The sequence below is a fragment of the Arthrobacter globiformis NBRC 12137 genome (assembly GCF_000238915.1).
Classification (GTDB): Bacteria; Actinomycetota; Actinomycetes; order Actinomycetales; family Micrococcaceae; genus Arthrobacter; species Arthrobacter globiformis.
On the sequence record NZ_BAEG01000093.1, the window covers coordinates 1 to 19,794 of the forward strand.

General features: G+C 68.4%; 18 protein-coding genes. 9 read left to right on the plus strand and 9 right to left on the minus strand.

Features of this window, described 5'->3' with window-relative positions; all coding sequences use genetic code 11:
* Positions 1-249: 249 nt before the first annotated feature.
* The 4 genes from ARGLB_RS19310 (at position 250) to ARGLB_RS19325 (ending at position 5,917) form a co-directional block, all read left to right on the plus strand.
* Complete coding sequence (locus ARGLB_RS19310) at positions 250-945, plus strand: TetR/AcrR family transcriptional regulator C-terminal domain-containing protein (protein WP_139023419.1); 696 nt, start codon at positions 250-252, stop codon at positions 943-945.
* 243 nt (positions 946-1,188) lie between these two features.
* Positions 1,189-2,241, plus strand: coding sequence for a 3-oxoacyl-ACP synthase III (locus ARGLB_RS19315; RefSeq protein ID WP_003805730.1), 1,053 nt, complete (start codon positions 1,189-1,191; stop codon positions 2,239-2,241).
* Positions 2,235-4,931 (plus strand): alpha/beta fold hydrolase, encoded by a 2,697-nt coding sequence (locus ARGLB_RS19320; protein WP_003805731.1) that lies wholly within the window; start codon positions 2,235-2,237, stop codon positions 4,929-4,931. The genes ARGLB_RS19315 and ARGLB_RS19320 overlap by 7 nt, the downstream gene beginning before the upstream one ends.
* Positions 4,928-5,917 (plus strand): NAD-dependent epimerase/dehydratase family protein, encoded by a 990-nt coding sequence (locus tag ARGLB_RS19325; protein ID WP_003805732.1) that lies wholly within the window; start codon positions 4,928-4,930, stop codon positions 5,915-5,917. The genes ARGLB_RS19320 and ARGLB_RS19325 overlap by 4 nt, the downstream gene beginning before the upstream one ends.
* Here the strand turns inward: ARGLB_RS19325 and nagA are convergent.
* From nagA to ARGLB_RS19345, 4 genes are read right to left on the minus strand one after another with little or no spacing between them, the layout of a single operon-like run.
* Positions 5,914-7,053, minus strand: a complete 1,140-nt coding sequence (gene nagA, locus ARGLB_RS19330) for an N-acetylglucosamine-6-phosphate deacetylase (protein ID WP_003805733.1) — start codon at positions 7,051-7,053, stop codon at positions 5,914-5,916. The two genes, ARGLB_RS19325 and nagA, sit on opposite strands and share 4 nt — an antisense overlap.
* Positions 7,050-8,120 (minus strand): SIS domain-containing protein, encoded by a 1,071-nt coding sequence (locus ARGLB_RS19335; protein ID WP_003805734.1) that lies wholly within the window; start codon positions 8,118-8,120, stop codon positions 7,050-7,052. Before ARGLB_RS19335 ends, nagA begins: the two co-directional genes overlap by 4 nt.
* 48 nt (positions 8,121-8,168) lie before the next feature.
* A complete protein-coding gene (locus tag ARGLB_RS19340; protein WP_003805735.1) occupies positions 8,169-9,131 on the minus strand; it encodes an N-acetylglucosamine kinase in 963 nt (320 codons plus the stop codon).
* Positions 9,131-10,549 carry a sugar porter family MFS transporter gene (locus ARGLB_RS19345; RefSeq protein ID WP_043419893.1) on the minus strand — a complete coding sequence of 473 codons (1,419 nt, stop codon included), beginning with the start codon at positions 10,547-10,549 and terminating at the stop codon, positions 9,131-9,133. Before ARGLB_RS19345 ends, ARGLB_RS19340 begins: the two co-directional genes overlap by 1 nt.
* 129 nt (positions 10,550-10,678) lie before the next feature.
* Between ARGLB_RS19345 and ARGLB_RS19350 the strand changes: the two genes are divergently transcribed.
* The gene (locus ARGLB_RS19350; protein WP_003805737.1) at positions 10,679-11,395 is read left to right on the plus strand and encodes a GntR family transcriptional regulator; all 717 of its coding nucleotides are present in this window, start codon (positions 10,679-10,681) and stop codon (positions 11,393-11,395) included.
* 225 nt (positions 11,396-11,620) lie between these two features.
* The gene (locus ARGLB_RS19355) at positions 11,621-12,088 is read left to right on the plus strand and encodes a hypothetical protein (RefSeq protein ID WP_003805739.1); all 468 of its coding nucleotides are present in this window, start codon (positions 11,621-11,623) and stop codon (positions 12,086-12,088) included.
* A gap of 67 nt (positions 12,089-12,155) precedes the next feature.
* Here the strand turns inward: ARGLB_RS19355 and ARGLB_RS19360 are convergent, their stop codons facing one another.
* Positions 12,156-13,319 (minus strand): ABC transporter substrate-binding protein, encoded by a 1,164-nt coding sequence (locus tag ARGLB_RS19360; protein WP_003805740.1) that lies wholly within the window; start codon positions 13,317-13,319, stop codon positions 12,156-12,158.
* A gap of 171 nt (positions 13,320-13,490) precedes the next feature.
* Positions 13,491-14,111 carry a DUF6919 family putative SAM-binding protein gene (locus tag ARGLB_RS19365; protein WP_003805741.1) on the minus strand — a complete coding sequence of 207 codons (621 nt, stop codon included), beginning with the start codon at positions 14,109-14,111 and terminating at the stop codon, positions 13,491-13,493.
* A gap of 188 nt (positions 14,112-14,299) precedes the next feature.
* Here ARGLB_RS19365 and ARGLB_RS19370 point away from each other — a divergent pair, with 188 nt between their 5' ends.
* The 3 genes from ARGLB_RS19370 (at position 14,300) to ARGLB_RS19380 (ending at position 17,152) form a co-directional block, all read left to right on the plus strand.
* A complete protein-coding gene (locus ARGLB_RS19370; protein WP_003805742.1) occupies positions 14,300-15,316 on the plus strand; it encodes an ABC transporter substrate-binding protein in 1,017 nt (338 codons plus the stop codon).
* A 449-nt stretch (positions 15,317-15,765) separates the two neighbouring features.
* Positions 15,766-16,779, plus strand: coding sequence for a pirin family protein (locus tag ARGLB_RS19375; RefSeq protein WP_003805743.1), 1,014 nt, complete (start codon positions 15,766-15,768; stop codon positions 16,777-16,779).
* Between the two features lie 25 nt (positions 16,780-16,804).
* Positions 16,805-17,152: a GNAT family N-acetyltransferase gene (locus tag ARGLB_RS19380; protein WP_003805744.1), complete on the plus strand. Its 348-nt coding sequence runs from the start codon at positions 16,805-16,807 to the stop codon at positions 17,150-17,152.
* A 28-nt stretch (positions 17,153-17,180) separates the two neighbouring features.
* Here ARGLB_RS19380 and ARGLB_RS19385 read toward each other — a convergent pair whose 3' ends face one another.
* From ARGLB_RS19385 to ARGLB_RS19395, 3 genes are all read right to left on the minus strand, one after another.
* Positions 17,181-17,753: an MOSC domain-containing protein gene (locus ARGLB_RS19385; protein ID WP_003805745.1), complete on the minus strand. Its 573-nt coding sequence runs from the start codon at positions 17,751-17,753 to the stop codon at positions 17,181-17,183.
* Between the two features lie 40 nt (positions 17,754-17,793).
* Positions 17,794-18,801, minus strand: coding sequence for a lipoyl synthase (gene lipA / locus ARGLB_RS19390; RefSeq protein ID WP_043419896.1), 1,008 nt, complete (start codon positions 18,799-18,801; stop codon positions 17,794-17,796).
* Between the two features lie 40 nt (positions 18,802-18,841).
* Positions 18,842-19,794, minus strand: a 953-nt coding sequence (locus tag ARGLB_RS19395) for an L-serine ammonia-lyase (protein WP_003805747.1), incomplete at its 5' end; no start/stop codon positions are given.

Genomic DNA, 19,794 nt, shown 5'->3' on the forward strand with positions numbered 1-19,794 from the left:
CCCCATAGCTCGGTTTAGGAGTGAGCGTGGCTCCGGTTACCTGCTTGGCTGAACTGCGTGTGAGCTGACATGGGTACTCCTGGGTGGTGTGAGCGACCGGAACGGTCATGCCACCAGGGTCCCGCTTCTGAAACCGGCGATAACAACTTCTCTACGCTGTAGACTTTACGCGTAGACTACCTAATAAGCAACCGCGCTGACCACAGAGGAGGTGGGTCCCCTGGACCGCCCAAAGGAGCCGTGTCGCCCGTGGATAAGCCGTTGACCGCCACGACTGCGGGCACGAAGAGCCGCCTCAGCCGTGACCTTGTGCTCACTGCGGCGTTGAAGCTGCTGGACGCCGAAGGGCTGGACGCCCTGACAATGCGCCGGCTGGGGCAGGAGCTCGGCCGGGATCCAATGAGCCTGTACCGTTATGCTGCCAACCGGGCCGCGCTGCTGGACGGAGTGACCGAGCTGGTCCTGAACGAACTGGCGATCATCGGTGACGATCGGGACTGGCAGGCGCAGTTGCGGCGGATAGCCCATGACCTGCGGCTCCTGGCGCTCCGGCACCCCAATGTTGTGCCGCTGCTGGTGACGCGCCCACTCTCCACTCCCCTGGGCCTGCGCCCGCTGGGCACGCTGCGCCCTCTGGAGCAGATCCTGTCCCTGCTGATCGACGCCGGATTCGGGCCCGGCGATGCGCTCCATGTGTACAGGGCCTATTACGGGTTCCTGTACGGGCACATCCTCAATGAGTTGCAGGAATTCATCGTCGATCCGGAAGAGAATGAGGCGTTGCTCCGTCTTGGGCTGCACCGTCTTCCCGCGCGGGAGTTTCCCCGGCTCCGCGCGTTGGCCCCGGTTCTGGCTGACTACGACGGAGCGGCCGAACTGGACCAGGGCCTGGACATTCTGCTCTCCGGCCTCGCAGCCAGGCTGACTCCGCGCAACAACCCCTGAGGTGAACAAATCCAGGGCAATCCCCGGGCGGCATGCGTAGTCACGGCGGCGGGATGATTTGAAAACTAAGCCTACTGACGATATTTTGGGTTGCAATGTCTCCGCGTTCCCCATTCGTGGATGCATCGCAGCCGCGGCGAGGATCTACTGCGCAGCCACGGGCGAGAAATATGAAGGGGTCCGGACCCGTATCGGCATAGTTAAGCTTTTGGGCTTGCATTTATGGGTACAGTCACCGCATGAATGCAGGACGGGAACGAACAGGGGCTTGACTTGGCAGGAAATGCAACCTTCAGGCACAGCAACACCGCGCTGCTTTCGGTGAGCAGTGTCGAGGCTCCGAGGATCGTGAGTTCCACGGATTTCGACCGCAGGTTGGCTTCGACCCTGCAGCGGCTGAAGTTCCCGCCGCGGCTGCTTGAGCGCGTCGCCGGCATCACGCACCGCCGCTGGTGGGCCGCGGGGACCTCGTTCGATGATGCCGCGGTTGAAGCGGGCGCCAAGGCCCTGGCAGAGGCCGGCGTCGAAGCGTCCGACATCGGCCTGCTGATCAATACTTCGGTCACGCGGCGCAACCTCGAACCGTCCGTGGCGGTGAAGATCCACCACGGACTGAGCCTGCCGTCATCGGCCATGAACTTCGATCTGGCCAACGCCTGCCTCGGATTCGTCAACGGCATGACGCTGGCGGCCAACATGATCGACTCCGGCCAGATCAAGTACGCGATGATCGTCAACGGCGAGGATGCCCAGGCAACGCAGGAGGCGACCCTGGCCCGGTTGCAGCGGCCCGAGACCACCCGCGAGGACTTCAACCGCGAATTTGCCACCCTTACCCTCGGCTCCGGAGCCGCTGCGGCCGTCCTTGGCCCGGCAGACCAGCACCCAGGAGCGCACCGGATCCTCGGCGGCGTGATGCGCGCCGGCACGGAGCACCATGAACTGTGCGTGGGCGGCATCGACGGGATGGCCACCGACACCAAGGGCCTGCTCGACGGCGGCCTGCGGCTCGTGGTCGACGCCTGGAATGAGGCCCAGCCGGAATGGGACTGGGCGTCGATGGACCGTTACATCACGCACCAGGTGAGCACTGCTTATACCCAGGCCATCATCGGCGCCATCGACCTGGACCCGGACAGGGTGCCAATCACGTTCCCGCACTGGGGCAATGTGGGCCCGGCCTCCCTCCCCATGACCCTCGCGGCTGAAGCCCAGACCCTCGGAACCGGGGACCGCGTGCTGTGCATGGGCGTCGGTTCCGGTCTCAACACCGCCATGGTGGAAATCGTTTGGTAACCGCCGACTGGCACGGCGTCGACCCCGCATGGTCGCGCGAAATCGCGGTGGCTTCCACCTCTGCCGCGGATGAGCCCGGAACCGTGCGCCGCTGGCACCTGCTCGACAACGGCGCCGAGCTCTCCCGCCGTGGCCTGGCTCCCGCCGGCACCCTGCTGTGCGTCCACGGCAACCCGACGTGGTCCTACCTGTGGCGGACCTTGCTGGCCGCCGGGTCCGATCCCGCACATCCGTGGCGCGTGGTGGCGGTGGACCAGCTGGATATGGGCTTCTCCGAGCGCACCGGCAGGTTCCGGCGCCTGGCGGACCGAATCAACGACCTCGGCGACCTTACCGACGCGCTGGGCCTGGACGGGCCGGTCGTCACGGTCGGTCACGACTGGGGCGGCGTGATCAGCCTCGGCTGGGCCTTGGCGCACCCGCAGCACGTCTCCGGGGTGGTTCTGACCAACACAGCCGTCCACCAGCCCTCCGGTGCGGCAATCCCGCCGGCCCTCCGGCTTGCCCTGCACCCCGCCGTGCACCGGTGGGGCACGACGACGTCGGACACCTTTCTGCGGGTGACACACTCGCTGGCCAACCCGCCGCTGCCCGCCGACATCCGAAAGGCCTACATGGTCCCCTACCGCGGAGCCCCCCGCCGGGCCGGGGTGGGGAATTTTGTTGCGGACATTCCCGCAGACGCTTCCCATCCCAGCTTCCCGGCGCTTAGCCGCGTCGCGGAAGGGCTTCGCGGGCTCAAGGTTCCGGCCCTGATGCTCTGGGGTCCCCGGGATCCCATCTTTTCCGACCGGTACCTCAAGGACCTCATCAGCCGGCTTCCGCACGCGGACGTTCACCGCTTCGAAGGTGCCGGACATCTCGTGGCTGAAGACCGAAACATTGCCGCGCCTGTCTTCCAATGGCTTGCCGGGCACCGCGGTACCAGTGGAGCCGGTTCCCCGGCAGCCGAAGCCGCAGCGACCGGTGGCCAGGGGCTGAAGGGTGCGGAGGAACGGGGGCGCGCGGGATTCCGGCCCCTTTGGGAGCTGCTCGGCGAACTGGCGGCCGGGCCTGCGAAGGGAGCTACCGCCGTTGCGGAAATGGGGCCGGACGGCAGAGTCAGCCGCTCGCTCAGCTGGCAGCAGCTGGACGGAAACATCCTGGACCTCGCCGCGGGGCTGCGGGAAGCCGGAGTGCGGAGCGGCAGCCGGGTGAGCCTGATGGTTCCGCCCGGTGTGGACCTGACCGTAGCCCTCTACGCCTGCCTGAGGCTGGGCGCCGTGGTGGTTGTGGCCGACGCCGGACTGGGTACCAGCGGCCTGAGCCGCGCCGTGAAGGGTGCCACCGCCGATTTCCTCATCGGAATCGACAAGGCGCTGGCGGCGGCCTCGGTGCTCGGCTGGCCGGGACGGCGAATCAGCGTGCAGGACCTTCCGGCCGCCCGCCGCCGCATCGTGGGTGTCGAAACCTCCCTCGCCGCCTTGGCCGGGCGCGGTGCCGGACGCGGTGCACGGCGGCCAACGCACACCGTGGACCCAGCTGCCCCAGCCGCCGTACTCTTCACATCCGGCTCCACCGGCCCTGCCAAAGGTGTGCTCTATACGCACCGGCAGCTTGCCGCGATGCGGGATACAGTGGCCGAAACTTTCGGGATCCGTCCCGGTGCCCGGCTCGTGGCGGGCTTTGCCCCGTTCGCCTTGCTGGGGCCGGCGCTCGGAACGGTTTCGGTGACGCCGGCCATGGACGTTACTGCGCCCCGCACCTTGACGGCCCGCGCGCTGGCGGACGCCGCCGCGGCCATAGAGGCAACCGTGGTCTTCGCCTCGCCGGCGGCGTTGCGCAACGTCCTTGCCACCCGTGATGCCGTGGGTGGAGCAGGGCATAAAGCCCTGGAAAGCATCGAGTTGCTTCTTTCTGCCGGCGCACCTGTCCCGGAACCGCTCCTGGCGGAGGTGCAGCGGCTGATGCCCCGGGCCTCGCTGCATACCCCGTACGGGATGACTGAGGCGCTGCCGGTCACCGACATCAGCCTCGAGCAAATCCAGGCCGCCGATGCCGAAACGGCTGCCGGCACCGTGGCGGGAGCAGGCAACGGCGTGTGCGTGGGGAGGCCTGTGCACGGCGCCCGCGTGGCCGTCGTCCCACTGGCTGCCGATGGCACTGCACCCGGGTCCCACCTCGTGACGGAGGCTGGCGTGACGGGCGAGATTCTGGTCAGCGCCGCGCACGTCAAGGAAGCTTACGACCGGCTCTGGCTGACCCAGCGGGCAAGCACCAGTCTGCCCGGATGGCACCGTACCGGCGATGTGGGGCACTTCGACGCCGCCGGCCGGCTCTGGGTGGAAGGACGTCTCGACCATGTCGTGACGGCGCCCGGGGCCGCGGTGACGCCCGTGGGCGCCGAACAGGCCATCGAACGCCTGGACTGCGTCCGGCTGGCCGCCATCGCCGGGGTCGGGCCGGCGGGGACCCAGGCCGTCGTCGCCGTCGTCGAGACCGTACCTCCCGCCCGGAAAGCCGGCCCTGCTGCGCCGGAACTCTCCGGGCGCGTCCGCAGGGCGGCCCGTGAGGCTGGCGTGAATGTCTCCGCCGTGCTCGCAGTCCCCGCTCTGCCCACCGACATCCGGCACAACGCCAAGATCGACAGGACCCGCCTGTCCCGCTGGGCTTCACGGGTGCTGGCCGGCGGCCGTCCGGGAGAGCCATGAGGGTCCTCGTCACCGGCGCAAGCGGGCTGCTCGGGCGGGAAGTGGCCCGGCTGCTGGTCCGCCAGGGCCATGCCGTGGCCACGTTCCAGCGCCGTCCCTCAGGAATCGACGGCGCAGCAGACTTCTGCGGGTCCCTGACGGACGATGCAGCGCTCAGGCGAGCAATCGAAGGGTCTGACGGAATCATCCACCTGGCCGCCAAAGTCTCTTTTACGGGCCGTGCCGTGGAGTTCGACGAGGTGAACGTCGAAGGAACCCGCCGTCTGCTCCATTCTGCCCGTGCGGCCGGGGTGCGGGACGTGGTGTTCGTCTCCTCCCCGTCCGTCGCCAACTCCGGCGCCGCCATCGTTGGGGTGGGCGCGGAACCGGCTGACCCGCAGCACGCGCACGGCGACTACTCCCGCACCAAGGCCGAGGCGGAGCTGCTGGCACTGGCGGCGGATGCTCCGGAATGCCGCGTCGCAGCGGTGCGGCCCCACATCGTCTGGGGCCCCGGCGACACCCAACTGGTGGAACGGGTCCTGGCACGCGCCAGCCGCAGCCGTCTGCCGCTGCTCGACGCGGGTGCGGCCCTGATCGACACCACCTACGTGGACAATGCCGCCTCGGCCATCGTTGCCGCGCTGCACCGCATGGAACACGTCCATGGCCGCGCCGTGGTCGTCAGCAACGGCGAGCCCCGCCCGGTCGGTGAGCTGCTGGCGGGCATATGTGCTGCAGGGGGCGTGCCTGCGCCGTCGTGGACTGTGCCGGGCGGGGTGGCGCGGGCGGCGGGAGCGGTGGTGGAAAAGCTCTGGACCTGGGCAGGACGGAAAGAGGAGCCGCCGATGACCAGGTTCCTGGCTGAGCAGCTCTCCACCGCCCACTGGTTCGATCAGCGCCAGACCCGTGAACTCCTCAACTGGACGCCCGCTGTCTCGCTTGACGAGGGACTGGCGAGGCTGGCTGAGCACTACAGTTGCGGGTCAGCGGCGCCACGACGCTAAGTCGACGGGGTCAACCAGCGGCCTGCCTTCATCACGGCGGCCACCTCGAGTTCGGGGCTGAGCACCACCAGGTCCGCCTTGCGTCCGGCCTCAATCCGGCCGACGTCGGAGAGCCCCAGCATGTCCGCCGGGTTCTGGCTGGCCGCCCGGACGGCGTCAGCGAGCGGGATGCCGGCGTCGTGGACTGCGTGCCGTACCGCGGCGTCCAGCGTGAGGATGCTGCCGGCGATGGTGCCGTCGCTGACGAGGCGCGCCTCGCCGTCGGACACCCGGACGTCCAGCCCGCCGAGCTGGTACGTGCCTTCCTGCGCGCAGGCCGCGGCCATGGCGTCGGTGACGAAGACAGCGCGGGCCGGGCTGGCGGCAATGAAGCGGACCAGCGACGGGTGGAGGTGGACTCCGTCGGCAATGACCTCCGCGAAAACGGCGGGGTCCTCCAGCAACGCCAAGGCCGGCCCGGGTTCCCGGTGGTGCAGGGGCCGCATCGCGTTGAACACGTGCGTCCCGGCGGTGGCTCCTGCGGCAATCGCCTCGCGGGCCACGTCGTATCCAGCCCCGGTGTGGCCGATGGCCGCGACAGCGCCGTAGCCCGTGATCTGCCGGATGGCGGCCAGCCCGCCTTCCAGTTCAGGCGCGATCGTGACCATCCGCACGGTGCCCCGCCCGGCCAGCATCAGCCGGTCGATGGCCGACGCTTCCGGCGCGAGCAGAAGTTCCGCCGCGTGGGCGCCCCGGTGGTCGGGGCTGAGCCACGGGCCCTCGAGATGAATGCCGGCCAGCACCCCCTGCTCCACCAGGGCCGCCAGCGCGGCCACCGCCTTCTCGAGCTGCGTGAGCGGGGCGGTGACCAGGCTGGCCATCAGCGTGGTGGTGCCGTGCGAGCGGTGCACGCCGGCGATCCGGACCCCGGCGGCAGCGGGATCGGCGTCGTTGAAGCTGAAGCCGCCGCCGCCGTGGATGTGGGCGTCTACGAAGCCCGGCGCGAGGATGGCGTCCGGAAAGTGCGCGTCGGGCTCCCGGGCGGGCAGCCCGGGACCCGCCGCGGTGATCCGGCCGCCGTCGGTCTCCACCCAGCCGGGCTCCAGCACGGCATCAGGCAGGATGACCCGTGACGCGGAAATGAGCGTGGGACTCACCAGGTTTCCGTGATCTTGCGAAGGCCGCGGGGAGCGTCCGGGTCCCGGTGGCGCGCGGCCGCCATCGCGTGGGCCAGCCGCTGCAGGGGCATGATCTCCAGGATCGGCGAGAGCTGTTCGTGGACGGCCGGCAGCGGCACCACGTGGTTCAGCGGGCGGGCGGCCCCGGCATCACCCACCAGGCAGACATCCGCTCCCCGTTCGGCGAGGCGGTCCAGCACGGGGTGCAGGGCACGGCCGCCGGCGCCGGGCGAGGCGACGGCGATGACTGGCCGGTCGGCGTCGATCATGGCGAAGGGCCCGTGCAGCAGGTCGGCGCCGGAGAAGGCGTGCGCAGCCAGGTAAGACGTTTCCATCAGTTTCAGCGCCGCCTCCCGTGCGGTGGGGTAGGAAAAGCCGCGTCCCGTGGTGATGATGTGGTTTACGAAGCGGTAGCGGTCTGCAACCTCCAGTATCTCCGGCCGGGCCAGCACATCGGCGGCGAGACGCGGCAGGTCCGCGGCTTCCGCCCCGTTTCCTCCGGCCCAGGCGTCGATCAGCTGCCACAGCGCCAGCAGCTGCGACGTGTAGCTCTTGGTTGCGGCCACGGCACGCTCCGGCCCGGCCAGAATGTCCAGGTGGTGCCGGGCGGCAGCGGCCAGCGGAGATGAGGGCGCGTTCGTGACGGCTACGGTGAGGGCGCCGCCCCGGGCAGCAGCGGCGGTGGAGTCCACCAGGTCCGGGGAGCCGCCGGACTGGCTGACCGCCAGCCACAGCACGCCGTCCATCTTCGGTTCCGCGCCATAGACGGTAAGGCTCGACGGCGACGCCAGCCCGGCCGGCAGTCCCAGCACCGTCTCGATGAGGTACTTCGCGTACAGGGCCGCATGGTCGCTGGTGCCGCGCGCGGCCAGCAGGACGTACCTGATGTCGGCGTCCCGGAGGGTGGCGGCCAGACGGGTGATGGCGGGACGCCCCTGTTCAAGCTGGCGGGCGAGTGCCTCCGGCTGTTCCAGGATTTCAGCGGCCATCAGGGAACCGGGAAGCGGGGTTGCGGCGGCAGGGGCGAGCGTGTTTTGCGAGGTCATGGGTCTCCTTGGGTGGGGATCAGTGGGGCAGGGATAAAAGGGGGCCGATCAGGCGGGGATCTTGGCGGCTGGCGGTGCGCCCGCAAGCTGGCTGGCCAGCTCCACGGCGCCCCAAGCGGGTGCGCGGTCCAGCACGCGGACGTCCGTGAGGCCGCTGACGGCCAGCAACTCACGCACCCTGCCGGCCAGCGACGGCTGGTTGACCAGCATTCCGCCCGCCAGCAGGACCGGGGCTCCTTCAGGAATGGTGCCCAGCCGCCGGTTCACCGTCAGGGCCAGGACTGCAAGGTGCTGCGCGGCGTCCTCGGCGATGGCTGCGCTCGCGGCGTCCGAGGCGGCGAGGTCGAACACGGTGCCGGCCAGCCCGGCCCAGTACCGGCGCTCCGGCCGGCGGTAGAACAGGTCCAGCAGGTCGCCGGGTTCTGTGACTCCGGTCTGCGCCAGGAGGTGGACGGTCAACGGCCCGGCGGCCAGTCCGTCGTCGGATTCCCGCAGGGCGTTGCGGACCCCGCTGAGGGCCACGGCGTAACCGCTGCCCTCGTCGCCGAGCAGATAGCCCCAGCCGCCGGCCCGGGCTTCGCGGCCGTCGACGGCCTTCGCCCACGCGGCGGAACCGGTGCCGGAGATGAGGACGGTGCCTGCCGTGAGGCCGCCGGCCGCAAGGATGATGCGGGTGTCGTGGTCCACGTGGATCCGGGAACCGGGGAACCGACGGGAGAGCAGGCCGGCCAGCTGTTCCCGGGCTGCCGGGGTGTCCGCCCCCGCAGCACCGGCAAACACGGCGCCGATTCCGTGGCCTGCAGGATCGGCGATGCCCAGCCGGGCAGCGAGGTCATCCACCGCCGCGGCGGCTTCGTCCGGACCGACGGAGGCGATGTTCGCGCTGCCCACCGTGCATTCAGTGAACCGTCCGAACTCAGCGGACCGCTCAACGTCCGCCAGGATGGCGTGGGTCTTGGAGCCGCCAATGTCTAAACCGAGGACACGGTCCAGGCCGGGGACGGGCCGCATCACTTGGCCGCCGGCTTGGTGCTGCTGCCGGTGGTGCCGGTGGCCTCGGGCCAGCGGGCACCGTTTTCCCAGTAGTGGCGGATTTCCTCGAGGTTCCGGCCCTTGGTCTCGGGGGCGAGACGGTGGACGAAGACAAAGCCGGCGACGGCCAGCGCCCCGAACACTGCGAACGTGCCGGCACCGCCGAGCCGCTGGAGCATGGTCAGGAAGAACGCCGCGACGATCACGTTGGCCACGAGGTCCGAGGTCAGCATGGCGCTGGCGCCCAGGGAACGCAGCCGGGCGGGGAACGACTCCCCGGCGTAGACCCAGACCAGCGCGCCGAAACCGAAAGTGAAGCCCACAGTGAACAGCAGGACCCCGAGGAAGCCGACCACGGTCAGGATTCCACCGAAGTCGCGGCCCACCATGAAGACGGCGACGAGGATGATGTTGGCGACAATCATCATGCCGATGCCGCCGAGCAGGATCGGACGCCGGCCCACCCGGTCCACGAGGGACAGCGACACGAAGACGGCAACCAGGGCAGCCGCCTGGACCAGTGCGGGCAGCAGGAGCAGAGCGGCGTTGCCGGTGAAGCCCATCGCCTCGAAGATCCGCGGGCTGTAGTAGACCACGGCGTTGATGCCGGTGATCTGAATAAAGAAGCCGAGCCCGACGACGAACACAGTCGCCTTCAGGTACGGCGAGCGGAGCATCTCGCGCAGGCCCCCGCCCCGCTCTTCGCTGATGGCGCGGCGCATGTCCGCCAGTTCGGCGTCGACGTCGGCATCCGGCTCGATCGAGCTGAGCGTGCGGCGGGCGTCTTCGGTGCGTCCGCGCATCATGTACCAGCGGGCGGTGTCGGGGAGGCGGAGGGTGACGGCGAGGACCGCGAGGGCCGGAACGGCGGCGAGGCCCAGCATCAGCCGCCAGTTTTCGGAGGCCGACAATACGTAAGCGGCCAGGTAGCCGATGATGATGCCGATGACCGTGGCCACCTGGTACGCCACGAGCAGGGCGCCGCGTACCTTGGGCGGCGCTGACTCGGCCACGAAGACGGGCACCACCACCACGGAGATGCCGATGGTCAGGCCCAGGAGCAGGCGGGCCACGAGCAGCATGGGCACGTCAGCCGCGAGGGCGCTGAGCACCGCAAAGGCGGCATACGCGCCGGCGACGCCCACCATGCAGGCCTTGCGGCCCAGTTTGTTGGCGAGCCAGCCGCCGAGGACGGCGCCCAGGACTTCACCGATGACGACGGCGGTGGTCACCAGCTCCTGTTGGCTGGTGGAGAGCTGGAACTCCTTGGTGATGAACAGCAGGGCGCCGGCGATATTCGACAGATCGTAGCCGTAGATTATGCCGATGGTGGCGGCGGTGCCGCCGACCAGAAGGCCGAGGCGGGGCGTCTGGCGCAGGTCTTGCAGGAACGACATCTTTGGGTCCTTGGAAGCGGGGATGGGGGATTGGGGGTCCGGGAAACGGTACGAACCGGAATTGGTGTAAACCAATTTCCATTATTTTGGCCTAGACCAATTTTTGTGTCAATAGGTACCATCAGATTTATGGAAACCTCCGCGGCCGCTGCCCTGCCCAAGTACTACGTACTCAAGGAGCAGATCCTCACCCTCATCGAGGACGCGGTGCCCGGAACCCTGATCCCCACCGAACGCGCGCTCGCGGAGCAGTACGGAACCTCCCGTACCACCGTCCGGCAGGCGATCGGTGAGCTGGTGGCCGAGGGCCGCCTCGACCGGACGCAGGGGCGCGGGACTTTTGTGGCGCCGCCCAAGGTGACGCACGTCCGCCAGCTGACCTCCTTTTCCGACGACGCCGCGAGCCAGGGCCTCACTGCTGCGGCCCGGATCGTGGATGTAAGCGTGCTTCCCGCGGATCCGGCCACGGCGCGGCGCCTGGCGGTGGAGCCGGGGACGGACATCCACCGGGTGGAGCGGATCAGGCTGGTGGACGGCGAGCCTCTTGCGCACGAGATTGCGTTCCTTGCCGGGCCGCTCCCGGACCTGGCGCGGACCGTGGCCGAGCGCGGCTCCTTGTATGCTGCGCTGCGCGAGGACTACGGAATCCGGATCGTCGAGGTGGAGGACACCGTGGAGACCAAGCTGGCCGGACCGGCGGAGGTGCAGCTCCTCGACGTCGAAATGGGCGCCCCCATGCTGCTGGTCCACCGGCTTGGCTTCACCCCCGACGGGCGGCCCGTGGAGTGGACCGAATCGGTGTTCCGGGGCGACCGGTTCCGCTTCGTGGCGCGGATGCACGTCTAGGGACGGTGCTGGCCCTTGGGCGGAACGCCCGGAAACGTGCTGCCGGCACACCCGGAACCGTGCCGTCGGCACACCCGTTTGTTACGCCCAACTGCGGAAGATGAAGCACTGTTTCGTTGCGCGACGGCGGGTGTCGCCGGGCATTGTGAAGCAAGTTACCGGGTGGTTGTGTAAGTCCATAATCACGACGGGGCGGCGCAACGCCCTCCCTGAATCGAGGGGGACATGATCACAGCTTTGGTTCACAGAATCCGGACGCAATGCGGGGCGGAACTGAACACCTTCCGCAGCCAGGTGCACGCACTGGCGCGGCAGGACATCGGTTCCGGAGGCCTGGATGCGGCGGCCACCACCATGGCCCGCCGGCCGTGCCTTGCCACCCCGGGCGTGTCCGTTGACATCGTCGGCTTCACCTGCCCCCGTTCCTCCGACGGCGCCCCCTCGGTGCGCGTCGCCGTGTCCATGAGCCTGCAGCCCGGCCGGATGGCCTCCGCCGTCCACTGGGAGGAGGCCCACGCCTGGGCCGGCGCCGTGGCCGGCGGGGAATGGGTTGCCGCCGAATATGTCGGAAGCCAGGAGGGCCCGGACGGCAAGATCTTTCACTACGCCCTGAAAAACGCAGAGGACCCGTACGCAGTGCCTGAGTATTCCGCAGTGCCGGAGTACTCTGCGGACTATTCCGCGGTCCTGTAAACGCGGCCTAAACCAAAAGGATCCGGCGGGAATGTTCCCGCCGGATCCTTTTGGTATATCTTCGCCGTTATTCCTTGCCCAGCCCTGCGGCAGAGGTCTTTTCACCGGTGACTTCATTCAGCTTCGCCAGGTCGAAGATGCCGTTGATGTCGGCCTGCTTGGTGGTGCCGGCATCCACGCCGTCCTGCAGCAGCTTCTTGAACGCCCCGGCCAGCGGGTCCACCGTAAACACGATGTTCTTCAGCGAGCGGTCAATGACTTCCTGCGGGAGGGCCTTGCCGGCGGCTTCCTTCAGGGCGGCGTTCACTTCCGTGGCCTTCTCGGCGGCCGGGGTGTCGTTGAGCCACTTCACGGCCTCGACGTGGCCCTTGAGCAGGGCCTCCACCGTCTGCGGGTGCTCCGCGGCGAACTTCTTGTTCACGATCAGGATGGTGGTGGGGAACTCGCCGGGCTTGCCCGTCAGCGACCCGTCCCACAGGTCCTTCTCATCCACCAGGACCTTCGCTCCGGCCTGGAGCACCAGACGGGAGGCCCACGGCTCAGGCAACCACGCGCCGTCGAGCTTGCCGTTCTGGAACAGCTTCAGGGTCTGGGCGTTCTCGGTGGGGTTGATCGCAACCTCCCCGCCGCCGTCGGTGTTGGTCTTGTAGCCCTGCTTGCCCAGCCAGGCGCGCAGTGCCACGTCCTGAGTGCCGCCCAGCTGCGGGGAGGCCAGGGTCTTGCCCTTGAGGTCGGCCGCGGTCTTGATCTCCGGCTTCACCACCAGCTGCGCCCCGCCGGAGGCCGCCCCGGCGATGATGCTGATGGACTCGCCCTTGCTCTTGACGAACGAGTTGATGGCCGGGTTCGGGCCGATGTACGTGGCGTCGATCGCGCCGGCGTTCAGCGCCTCGATCGCTGCCGGGCCGGCGTTGAACACCTGTGTGCTCAGCTTGGTGCCGCCCAGCTCCTTGGCGATGAAGCCCTTCTGGACGCCAACCAGCGCGGTGGCGTGGGTGATGTTCCCGAAGTAGCCCAGCTTCAGCTCGGTGGCGGGGCTGGTGGCGGCGGCCGCGTTGGCGGACTCCGGGGCGGCGTTGTTGGCGGCCGTGGTGGCGACGGCGACGCCTGCTCCCAGAACGGCAAGGATGCCGGCGGCAATGCCGATCTTGAGCCCGCTGGGGCGTTTCCGGCCGGCAGGCTGGCCTGCGGCGATCCGGGTGGAGCCCGGGAAATCGTTCGGAGAAGTCATGATGTTTCCTTCTGGATGATGGAGCGGAGGGGATAGCGCTGAGCGTTGGATTGAGATTACGGAGGCCCCTCGGGCGGCCACAATGGCAGCCGACGCAGGCGTTCACCCGGCGTCGCAATGGTTCATCCTGGCGGTCTTATGGCTTCACCGGGAGTCGCGGAACGTCAAAAATCAGGCGTGTAGCCCGTCATGGGCGGACGTCAGGGTTTCCAGCACGGCAGGCAGGAGGTGCTGTTGCCGGCCCCAGACCGGGTCGAGCAGTTCGACGTACCAGGAGTCGGCCAGCAGCAGGGCGAGGGTTTCGTTGCTTTCGCGCGCCCAGTCCTGGATCTGCTCTGATTCGACCGGATTTTCGCTACTTCCCAGGACGGTCACCACTTCGCCGTCGTGCAGTGTGACCGGAACGGACGCCTGGCTGACCTCCCCCGGGGCGTGGGCGATGGCAATGAGTTCCGTCCCCGCGGACAGCCGCAGCAGGAGGGCCGCCGACTCGGCGGAGCAGAAGCCGGTGACGTATTCACGCTGGGCGTGGCCGGCGTCGGGGCCGAGGCCGGGCTGGGATTCCTTGGTGAACAGTCCGCTGCGGTTGAGCTCAGCCAGCTGGCCGGCGATGGGCAGGGTCTCGTCGTCGAAGCGCGGGGCGAGGGTTCCGGGCTGGTACTCGCTGGTGCCCTCAAGCCACCGCGCGGTCAGCTCTCCGGCTGCAGCGAGTGTACTTGCCTGCCGCCACACTTCACGGTCTGCCAGAAGCCTGCCGTAGCCGTCACGTTCGGTGGTGAATTGATCGCTCATACTCGATGCTAGGCGCGGTTCCGGGGTGAGCGGCAGGCCCAATGACGCCGTCGAACGCCGTATTAATCGCGGTTACGCCGCGTATCTTCCGGTTTCTCCGCGCTTTGACCGCCGGTTTGGGCTACCGGATAGTTGCTGCCACAACCTTCGCGTTCACTTTTCCATTCCGTTACTTCCAGGGGGCAATCATGGTCCGTCAGTCTCTCAAATCCCGCGCGGGCGCACTCAAGCCGGGGGTGGGCCTGGCCCTCGCCGCCACCAGCCTGCTGGCGCTCTCCGCCTGCTCCGACCCCGGGGCTGCGGCTGCCGGCGGTGCGGCGTCCTCGAAGGCGCCCGCCACCGCCGGCACGTCGGCGGCCAAGACGTTCAACCTGACGCCCGAGCAGGACCGCTTTACCGTCACCGTGGACGAGGCTGCTGCGGCGCAGGTTCCGGAAGCCATCAAGAAGGACGGGAAGCTGACGGTTGCGGTCAGCCCGTTCGCACCGCCGCTGGCGGTTTACGCCACGGACAACAAGACGCCGGTGGGCAACGAAGTGGACATCGCCGTCGCACTGGCCCAGACGCTGGGACTGGAGGCCGAGATCGTTCCCACCGCCTGGGCAGACTGGCCCCTCGGCGTCGAATCGGGCAAGTACGAGGCTGTCCTCTCCAACGTCACCGTGACGGAGGAGCGCAAGCTCAAGTTCGACTTCGCCAGCTACCGGGACGACAAGCTCGGCTTCTATGCCAAGAGCGACAGCGGCATCACCAAGGTCGAATCCGCCGCTGACGTTGCGGGCAAGCGCGTCATTGTTGGCTCGGGCACCAACCAGGAATCCATCCTGCTGCGCTGGGACGAGGAGAACAAGGCCAAGGGACTGAAGCCGGTCGAGTTCCAGTACTACGACGACGACTCCGCTTCGAACCTGGCCCTGCAGTCCGGCCGCGCGGACCTGACCTTCGGGCCGAACGCCACCGCCGCCTACAAGGCCGCGACCGACCAGAAGACCAAGCTGGTGGGCCTGGTGGACGGAGGGTGGCCGTTGAAGGCGAGCATTGCCGCCACCACCAAGAAGGGCAACGGCTTCGCCGCAGTTGCGCAGGCAGGGCTGAACCACCTGATCGAGGACGGCACCTATGGCAAGATCCTGGACCGCTGGGGCCTGTCATCCGAGGCTGTGGCCAAGTCAGAACTCAACCCGGCAGGGCTCCCGAAGAGCTAGTCTCGACGCCGGTTGCTCCGTAACTGCCCTTTTGATCCCCGAAAACGGCAGCTACGGAGCAGCCGATCAGTTTTGGGCCGGTTCCGGTCCGCAACTGGCAGCGCCATTGCTCTGGAAGCTGCATTGTTGAAAGGATGATCCTGGTTCCGCCGGCTCCGAGTCTGTGGACGGCGGAGCCGTGATGCTGCGCCGGCCGTCGGTGCGACGCCGTACTAAGGAGTGCCATGCTCAACCCGTTTTTCCTGGACAAGTCCGATCCCGGCAGCTGGAAGGCCCTGAACGGGGTGGCCCTGAGGCGCAGTACTCCGCACTGCAGTGGTGTGCGATAACGATGAACGCCTTCAACCGGGTCTCCATCCTCAGTGGCCACCCCGTCCGGCCGCGGCCGGCTGCGGGGAACGTCCCCGAGGACCGGGTCCCTGTCCACAGCGCGTCTGCGGGGTGATGGCATGAGCAACCTGGAGACCTTCCCCGAGGAGATCGTGTGCACCGAGGGGGACCACGCGGAAGCGGTGGAAATCCTGGCACCCCGGATGGTTCCTCTGGGCGGGCCCCGCGCCATGCCGGTGCGGCGGACCCTTCCCCAGAAGCAGCGCAGCCTCATCGGCGCCTGGTGTTTCCTGGACCACTACGGCCCTGACCTCGTCCCGGAATCCGGGGGTATGAAGGTCCCGCGCCATCCCCACACGGGCCTGGCGACGGTGAGCTGGCTGTTCACCGGCAACGTCGCCCACCGCGATTCGGCCGGGTACGAGGCCATCGTCCGCCCCGGAGAGGTCAACCTCATGGTCGCCGGGCGCGGGATCTCGCACCAGGAGTTCTCCACCCCGGACACAGGCGTCCTTCACGGCGCCCAGCTCTGGTACGCGCTGCCGGAGGAGACCAGGAACATGGCCCCGACCTTCCAGCACTATGCCCCGGAACCCGTGCAGGGAGAAGGCAGCGAGCTGCGTGTCTTCCTCGGTTCCCTGGCGGGGTCGTCCTCGCCCGTCACCACCTACACGCCGCCGCTGCTCGGCGCCGAGGCCGTCCTGCACGCCGGCGGACGGCTCGAGCTGGACCTGGACCCGTCCTTTGAGCATGGAATCCTGCTCGACACCGGCGAGGTTTCCATCGATGGCACGCCTATGGCGGTGGACCACCTGCACTATCTGCGCCCCGGGCGGAGCAGGGTCGCGCTGGAGGCCGGGCAGACGCCGGCCCGGGTGCTGATCCTCGGCGGAGAGCCTCTTGGAGAACAGATAGTGATGTGGTGGAACTTTGTGGGGCGCACCCACGAGGAAGTAGTCGCCTACCGCGCAGCCTGGCAGGCGGAGATCGGCGCCGAGCCGGCCGACGCTCCCGCCGGCAATACCTACCCGGACGGTGCCCCGTTCCCCCGCTTCGGGCCGTTCCCGGAAGGGTATCCGGCGCCGCTTCCCGCCCCAGCTTTGCCCAACGCCCGGCTTCGGCCCCGAGGTTAACCGACCATCCGACCCAGGAGGACTCTTGGAACAGCAAACAACCCTGACCGTCCAGAACGCACCGCAGCGCCGCCGCTACGAGCTCCGCGACGGCGACACCGTCATCGGCAAGGCGCATTATCTGCCGTATGACGGGGGACAGGGGCCCGAACGGATTTTTTACCACACGACCGTCAGCGAGGACTACGCCGGGCAGGGCCTGGCCGCTCGCCTGGTCCAGGATGCACTGGACGATACGCTGGACGCCGGCATCGCCGTCGTGCCCGTCTGCCCGTACGTCAAGCTCTGGCTGCGCAAGCACCCGGACTACCAGCAGCGCGCGACACCTGTGCGCCCCGAGCACCTCGCCGCCCTCGAGAACGCGCAGCGGTAAGGGACATTCCGCTGCCCGGAGCGGTGCGTTACGGCAGCCGGCCCGGCCGCCGCAGACTCGGAACGCCGGCCTGTCCGGGCTCAAGCGGCACCGGGCTGACCAGCACCGCAGGCCCGCGGTGCAGCACGCCGTCGGAAAGCGCCCGGCAGCGCATGCCCCCGCGCCCCCGCATGGCGGCGTGCGCTCCGGACGCGAGCATCCGGTCCATCCATGCGCACGGGTGGGCGGGCCGTCCGCCTTTGAACCGCACTGCGTCCCCTCGGGATTCCAGCGTGAACTCCTGGCCGAGGAGCGGCGCCAGGTGCGCGCCCCTGACGATCACGTTGCGCCGGGTCAGCAGCGGGTCGAAGGGACCGGCGCCGAGTTCAGCAGCCATGGCTTCGAGGGCCTCGACGGCGAACAGGGTGACCGCCGCGTCCATGTGCGCAGCCTTGCCGAAGAACCGGTCCCCGACGATGCCTTTGCCGGCCACGATCTCCACCCGGTCGGCATCCGCTGTGGGCACGTCGGCGGCGCCGTCCCGTGCGCGGCCGAAGTAGGCGTGCGCCGGCGAAACGAGCAGATGCAGCACGTCCACGTCGTACCGGTACGTTTCGGTCATGCAATAACGCTATACCCGTGACCAGGCCGGTTCTGGTGTGTTACTGGTGCGCTGCGAGCAGGGAGCTGGCTTCCTGGCGGGTGGATCCGGAGGATTCGATGTGGGCGAGTTCGGCGGGGATTTCCCAGCCCTTTTTGCGCATCGCGGTGGCCCAGAGCCGGCCGGCGCGGTAGGAGGAACGGACCAGGGGGCCGGACATGACGCCGAGGAAGCCGATCTCTTCGGCCTCGGTGGCGAGATCGACGAATTCCTGTGGCTTGACCCAGCGGTCCACCGGGAGGTGGCGTTCGGAGGGGCGCAGGTACTGGGTGATGGTGATCAGGTCGCAGCCGGCCTGGTGGAGGTCCTTCAGGGCTTCGGAGATCTCGTCGCGGGTTTCGCCCATGCCCAGGATGAGGTTGGACTTGGTGACCATGCCCAGGTTCCGGCCCTGGGTGATGACGTCCAGGGAGCGTTCGTAGCGGAACGCGGGCCGGATGCGCTTGAAGATCCGTGGCACGGTTTCGACGTTGTGGGCGAAGACCTCGGGTTTGGAGTCGCAGATCGCGGCGATGTGCTCGGGTTTGCCGGAGAAGTCCGGGATGAGGAGTTCGACGCCGGTGCCGGGGTTCAGTTCGTGGATCTTGCGGACCGTTTCGGCGTAGAGCCAGACGCCTTCGTCTTCGAGGTCGTCGCGGGCGACGCCGGTGACGGTGGCGTAGCGCAGGGCCATGGCCTGGACGGAGCGGGCGACCTTGGTGGGTTCGAACCGGTCCACGGGGGAGGGTTTGCCGGTGTCGATCTGGCAGAAGTCGCAGCGGCGGGTGCATTCGGAGCCGCCGATCAGGAAGGTGGCTTCCTTGTCTTCCCAGCATTCGAAGATGTTGGGGCAGCCGGCCTCTTCGCAGACGGTGTGCAGGCCTTCCTTCTTCACCAGGTTTTTGAGCTGGACGAATTCCGGGCCCATCTGGACCTTGGCCTTGATCCAGTCCGGCTTGCGTTCCACCGGGGTGGCCGCATTGCGCTGCTCGATCCGCAGCATTTTCCGGCCTTCTGGTGCCAGTGTCATTGTTCTCTTTCCCTGTTACTAAATCAGTAGGAGTGCTAAGTCAGCAGGCCACGACGTTGACCGCCAGGCCGCCCATTGCGGTTTCCTTGTATTTGGAGCTCATGTCCTTGCCGGTCTCCCGCATGGTCACGATGACCTCATCCAGCGAGACCCGGTGCGAGCCGTCGCCCCACAACGCCATCTTCGCCGCGTTGATCGCCTTGGCTGCGGCGATGGCGTTGCGTTCGATGCAGGGCACCTGGACCAGCCCGCCGATCGGGTCGCAGGTCAGGCCCAGGTTGTGTTCCATCGCGATCTCCGCGGCGTTTTCCACCTGCGCGGGTGTGCCGCCCATGACCTCGGCCAGGCCGGCGGCCGCCATCGACGACGCCGATCCCACCTCGCCCTGGCAGCCCACCTCCGCCCCGGAAATGGACGCCTGCTCCTTGTACAGCACCCCGACGGCGCCGGCGGCGAGCAGGAACTTCACCACCACGTCGTCGCGGTCCTCCCGGGTCGCCTGATCCATGCCCGGCGCGAAGTGCAGCGCGTAGTAGAGCACGGCCGGGATGATGCCCGCGGCGCCGTTCGTCGGGGCAGTCACCACCCGCCCGCCCGAGGCGTTCTCTTCGTTGACCGCCAGGGCGATCAGGTTCACCCACTCCTGCCAGTACTTCGGGTCCCGGTAGTCGGGATCGTGGTCCCGGCTTTCCTTCAGGAGCCGTTCGTGCCAGTCCGGGGCACGACGGCGGACCTTCAGCCCGCCGGGCAGCAGCCCCTCACGCTTGAGGCTGGTCGCCACGCAGCCCTCCATCACCGAGTAAATGTGCAGCAGGCCGTCCCGGATCTCCTCCTCGGACCGGGAGGCGCGCTCGTTGACCAGCATGACCTCGCCGATGGACAGGCCCTGGGCGCCGCAGTGCTCCAGCAACTCGGCGGCGGTCCGGAACGGCAGCGGCAGTTCCTTCCTGGACTCATCGAGCTCCTGCTGGGCCGCGTCCTCCTCGCCCTCGC

Bases quoted from the DNA above. Each gene is read 5' to 3' on its own strand.
- ARGLB_RS19315 (WP_003805730.1), top strand. From the start codon at position 1,189: ATGCAGGACGGGAACGAACAGGGGCTTGACTTGGCAGGAAATGCAACC.
- ARGLB_RS19325 (WP_003805732.1), top strand. From the start codon at position 4,928: ATGAGGGTCCTCGTCACCGGCGCAAGCGGGCTGCTCGGGCGGGAAGTG.
- ARGLB_RS19335 (WP_003805734.1), bottom strand. From the start codon at position 8,120: ATGACCTCGCAAAACACGCTCGCCCCTGCCGCCGCAACCCCGCTTCCC.
- ARGLB_RS19340 (WP_003805735.1), bottom strand. From the start codon at position 9,131: ATGCGGCCCGTCCCCGGCCTGGACCGTGTCCTCGGTTTAGACATTGGC.
- ARGLB_RS19345 (WP_043419893.1), bottom strand. From the start codon at position 10,549: ATGTCGTTCCTGCAAGACCTGCGCCAGACGCCCCGCCTCGGCCTTCTG.
- ARGLB_RS19350 (WP_003805737.1), top strand. From the start codon at position 10,679: ATGGAAACCTCCGCGGCCGCTGCCCTGCCCAAGTACTACGTACTCAAG.
- ARGLB_RS19355 (WP_003805739.1), top strand. From the start codon at position 11,621: ATGATCACAGCTTTGGTTCACAGAATCCGGACGCAATGCGGGGCGGAA.
- ARGLB_RS19360 (WP_003805740.1), bottom strand. From the start codon at position 13,319: ATGACTTCTCCGAACGATTTCCCGGGCTCCACCCGGATCGCCGCAGGC.
- ARGLB_RS19365 (WP_003805741.1), bottom strand. From the start codon at position 14,111: ATGAGCGATCAATTCACCACCGAACGTGACGGCTACGGCAGGCTTCTG.
- ARGLB_RS19370 (WP_003805742.1), top strand. From the start codon at position 14,300: ATGGTCCGTCAGTCTCTCAAATCCCGCGCGGGCGCACTCAAGCCGGGG.
- ARGLB_RS19375 (WP_003805743.1), top strand. From the start codon at position 15,766: ATGAGCAACCTGGAGACCTTCCCCGAGGAGATCGTGTGCACCGAGGGG.
- ARGLB_RS19385 (WP_003805745.1), bottom strand. From the start codon at position 17,753: ATGACCGAAACGTACCGGTACGACGTGGACGTGCTGCATCTGCTCGTT.
- lipA (WP_043419896.1), bottom strand. From the start codon at position 18,801: ATGACACTGGCACCAGAAGGCCGGAAAATGCTGCGGATCGAGCAGCGC.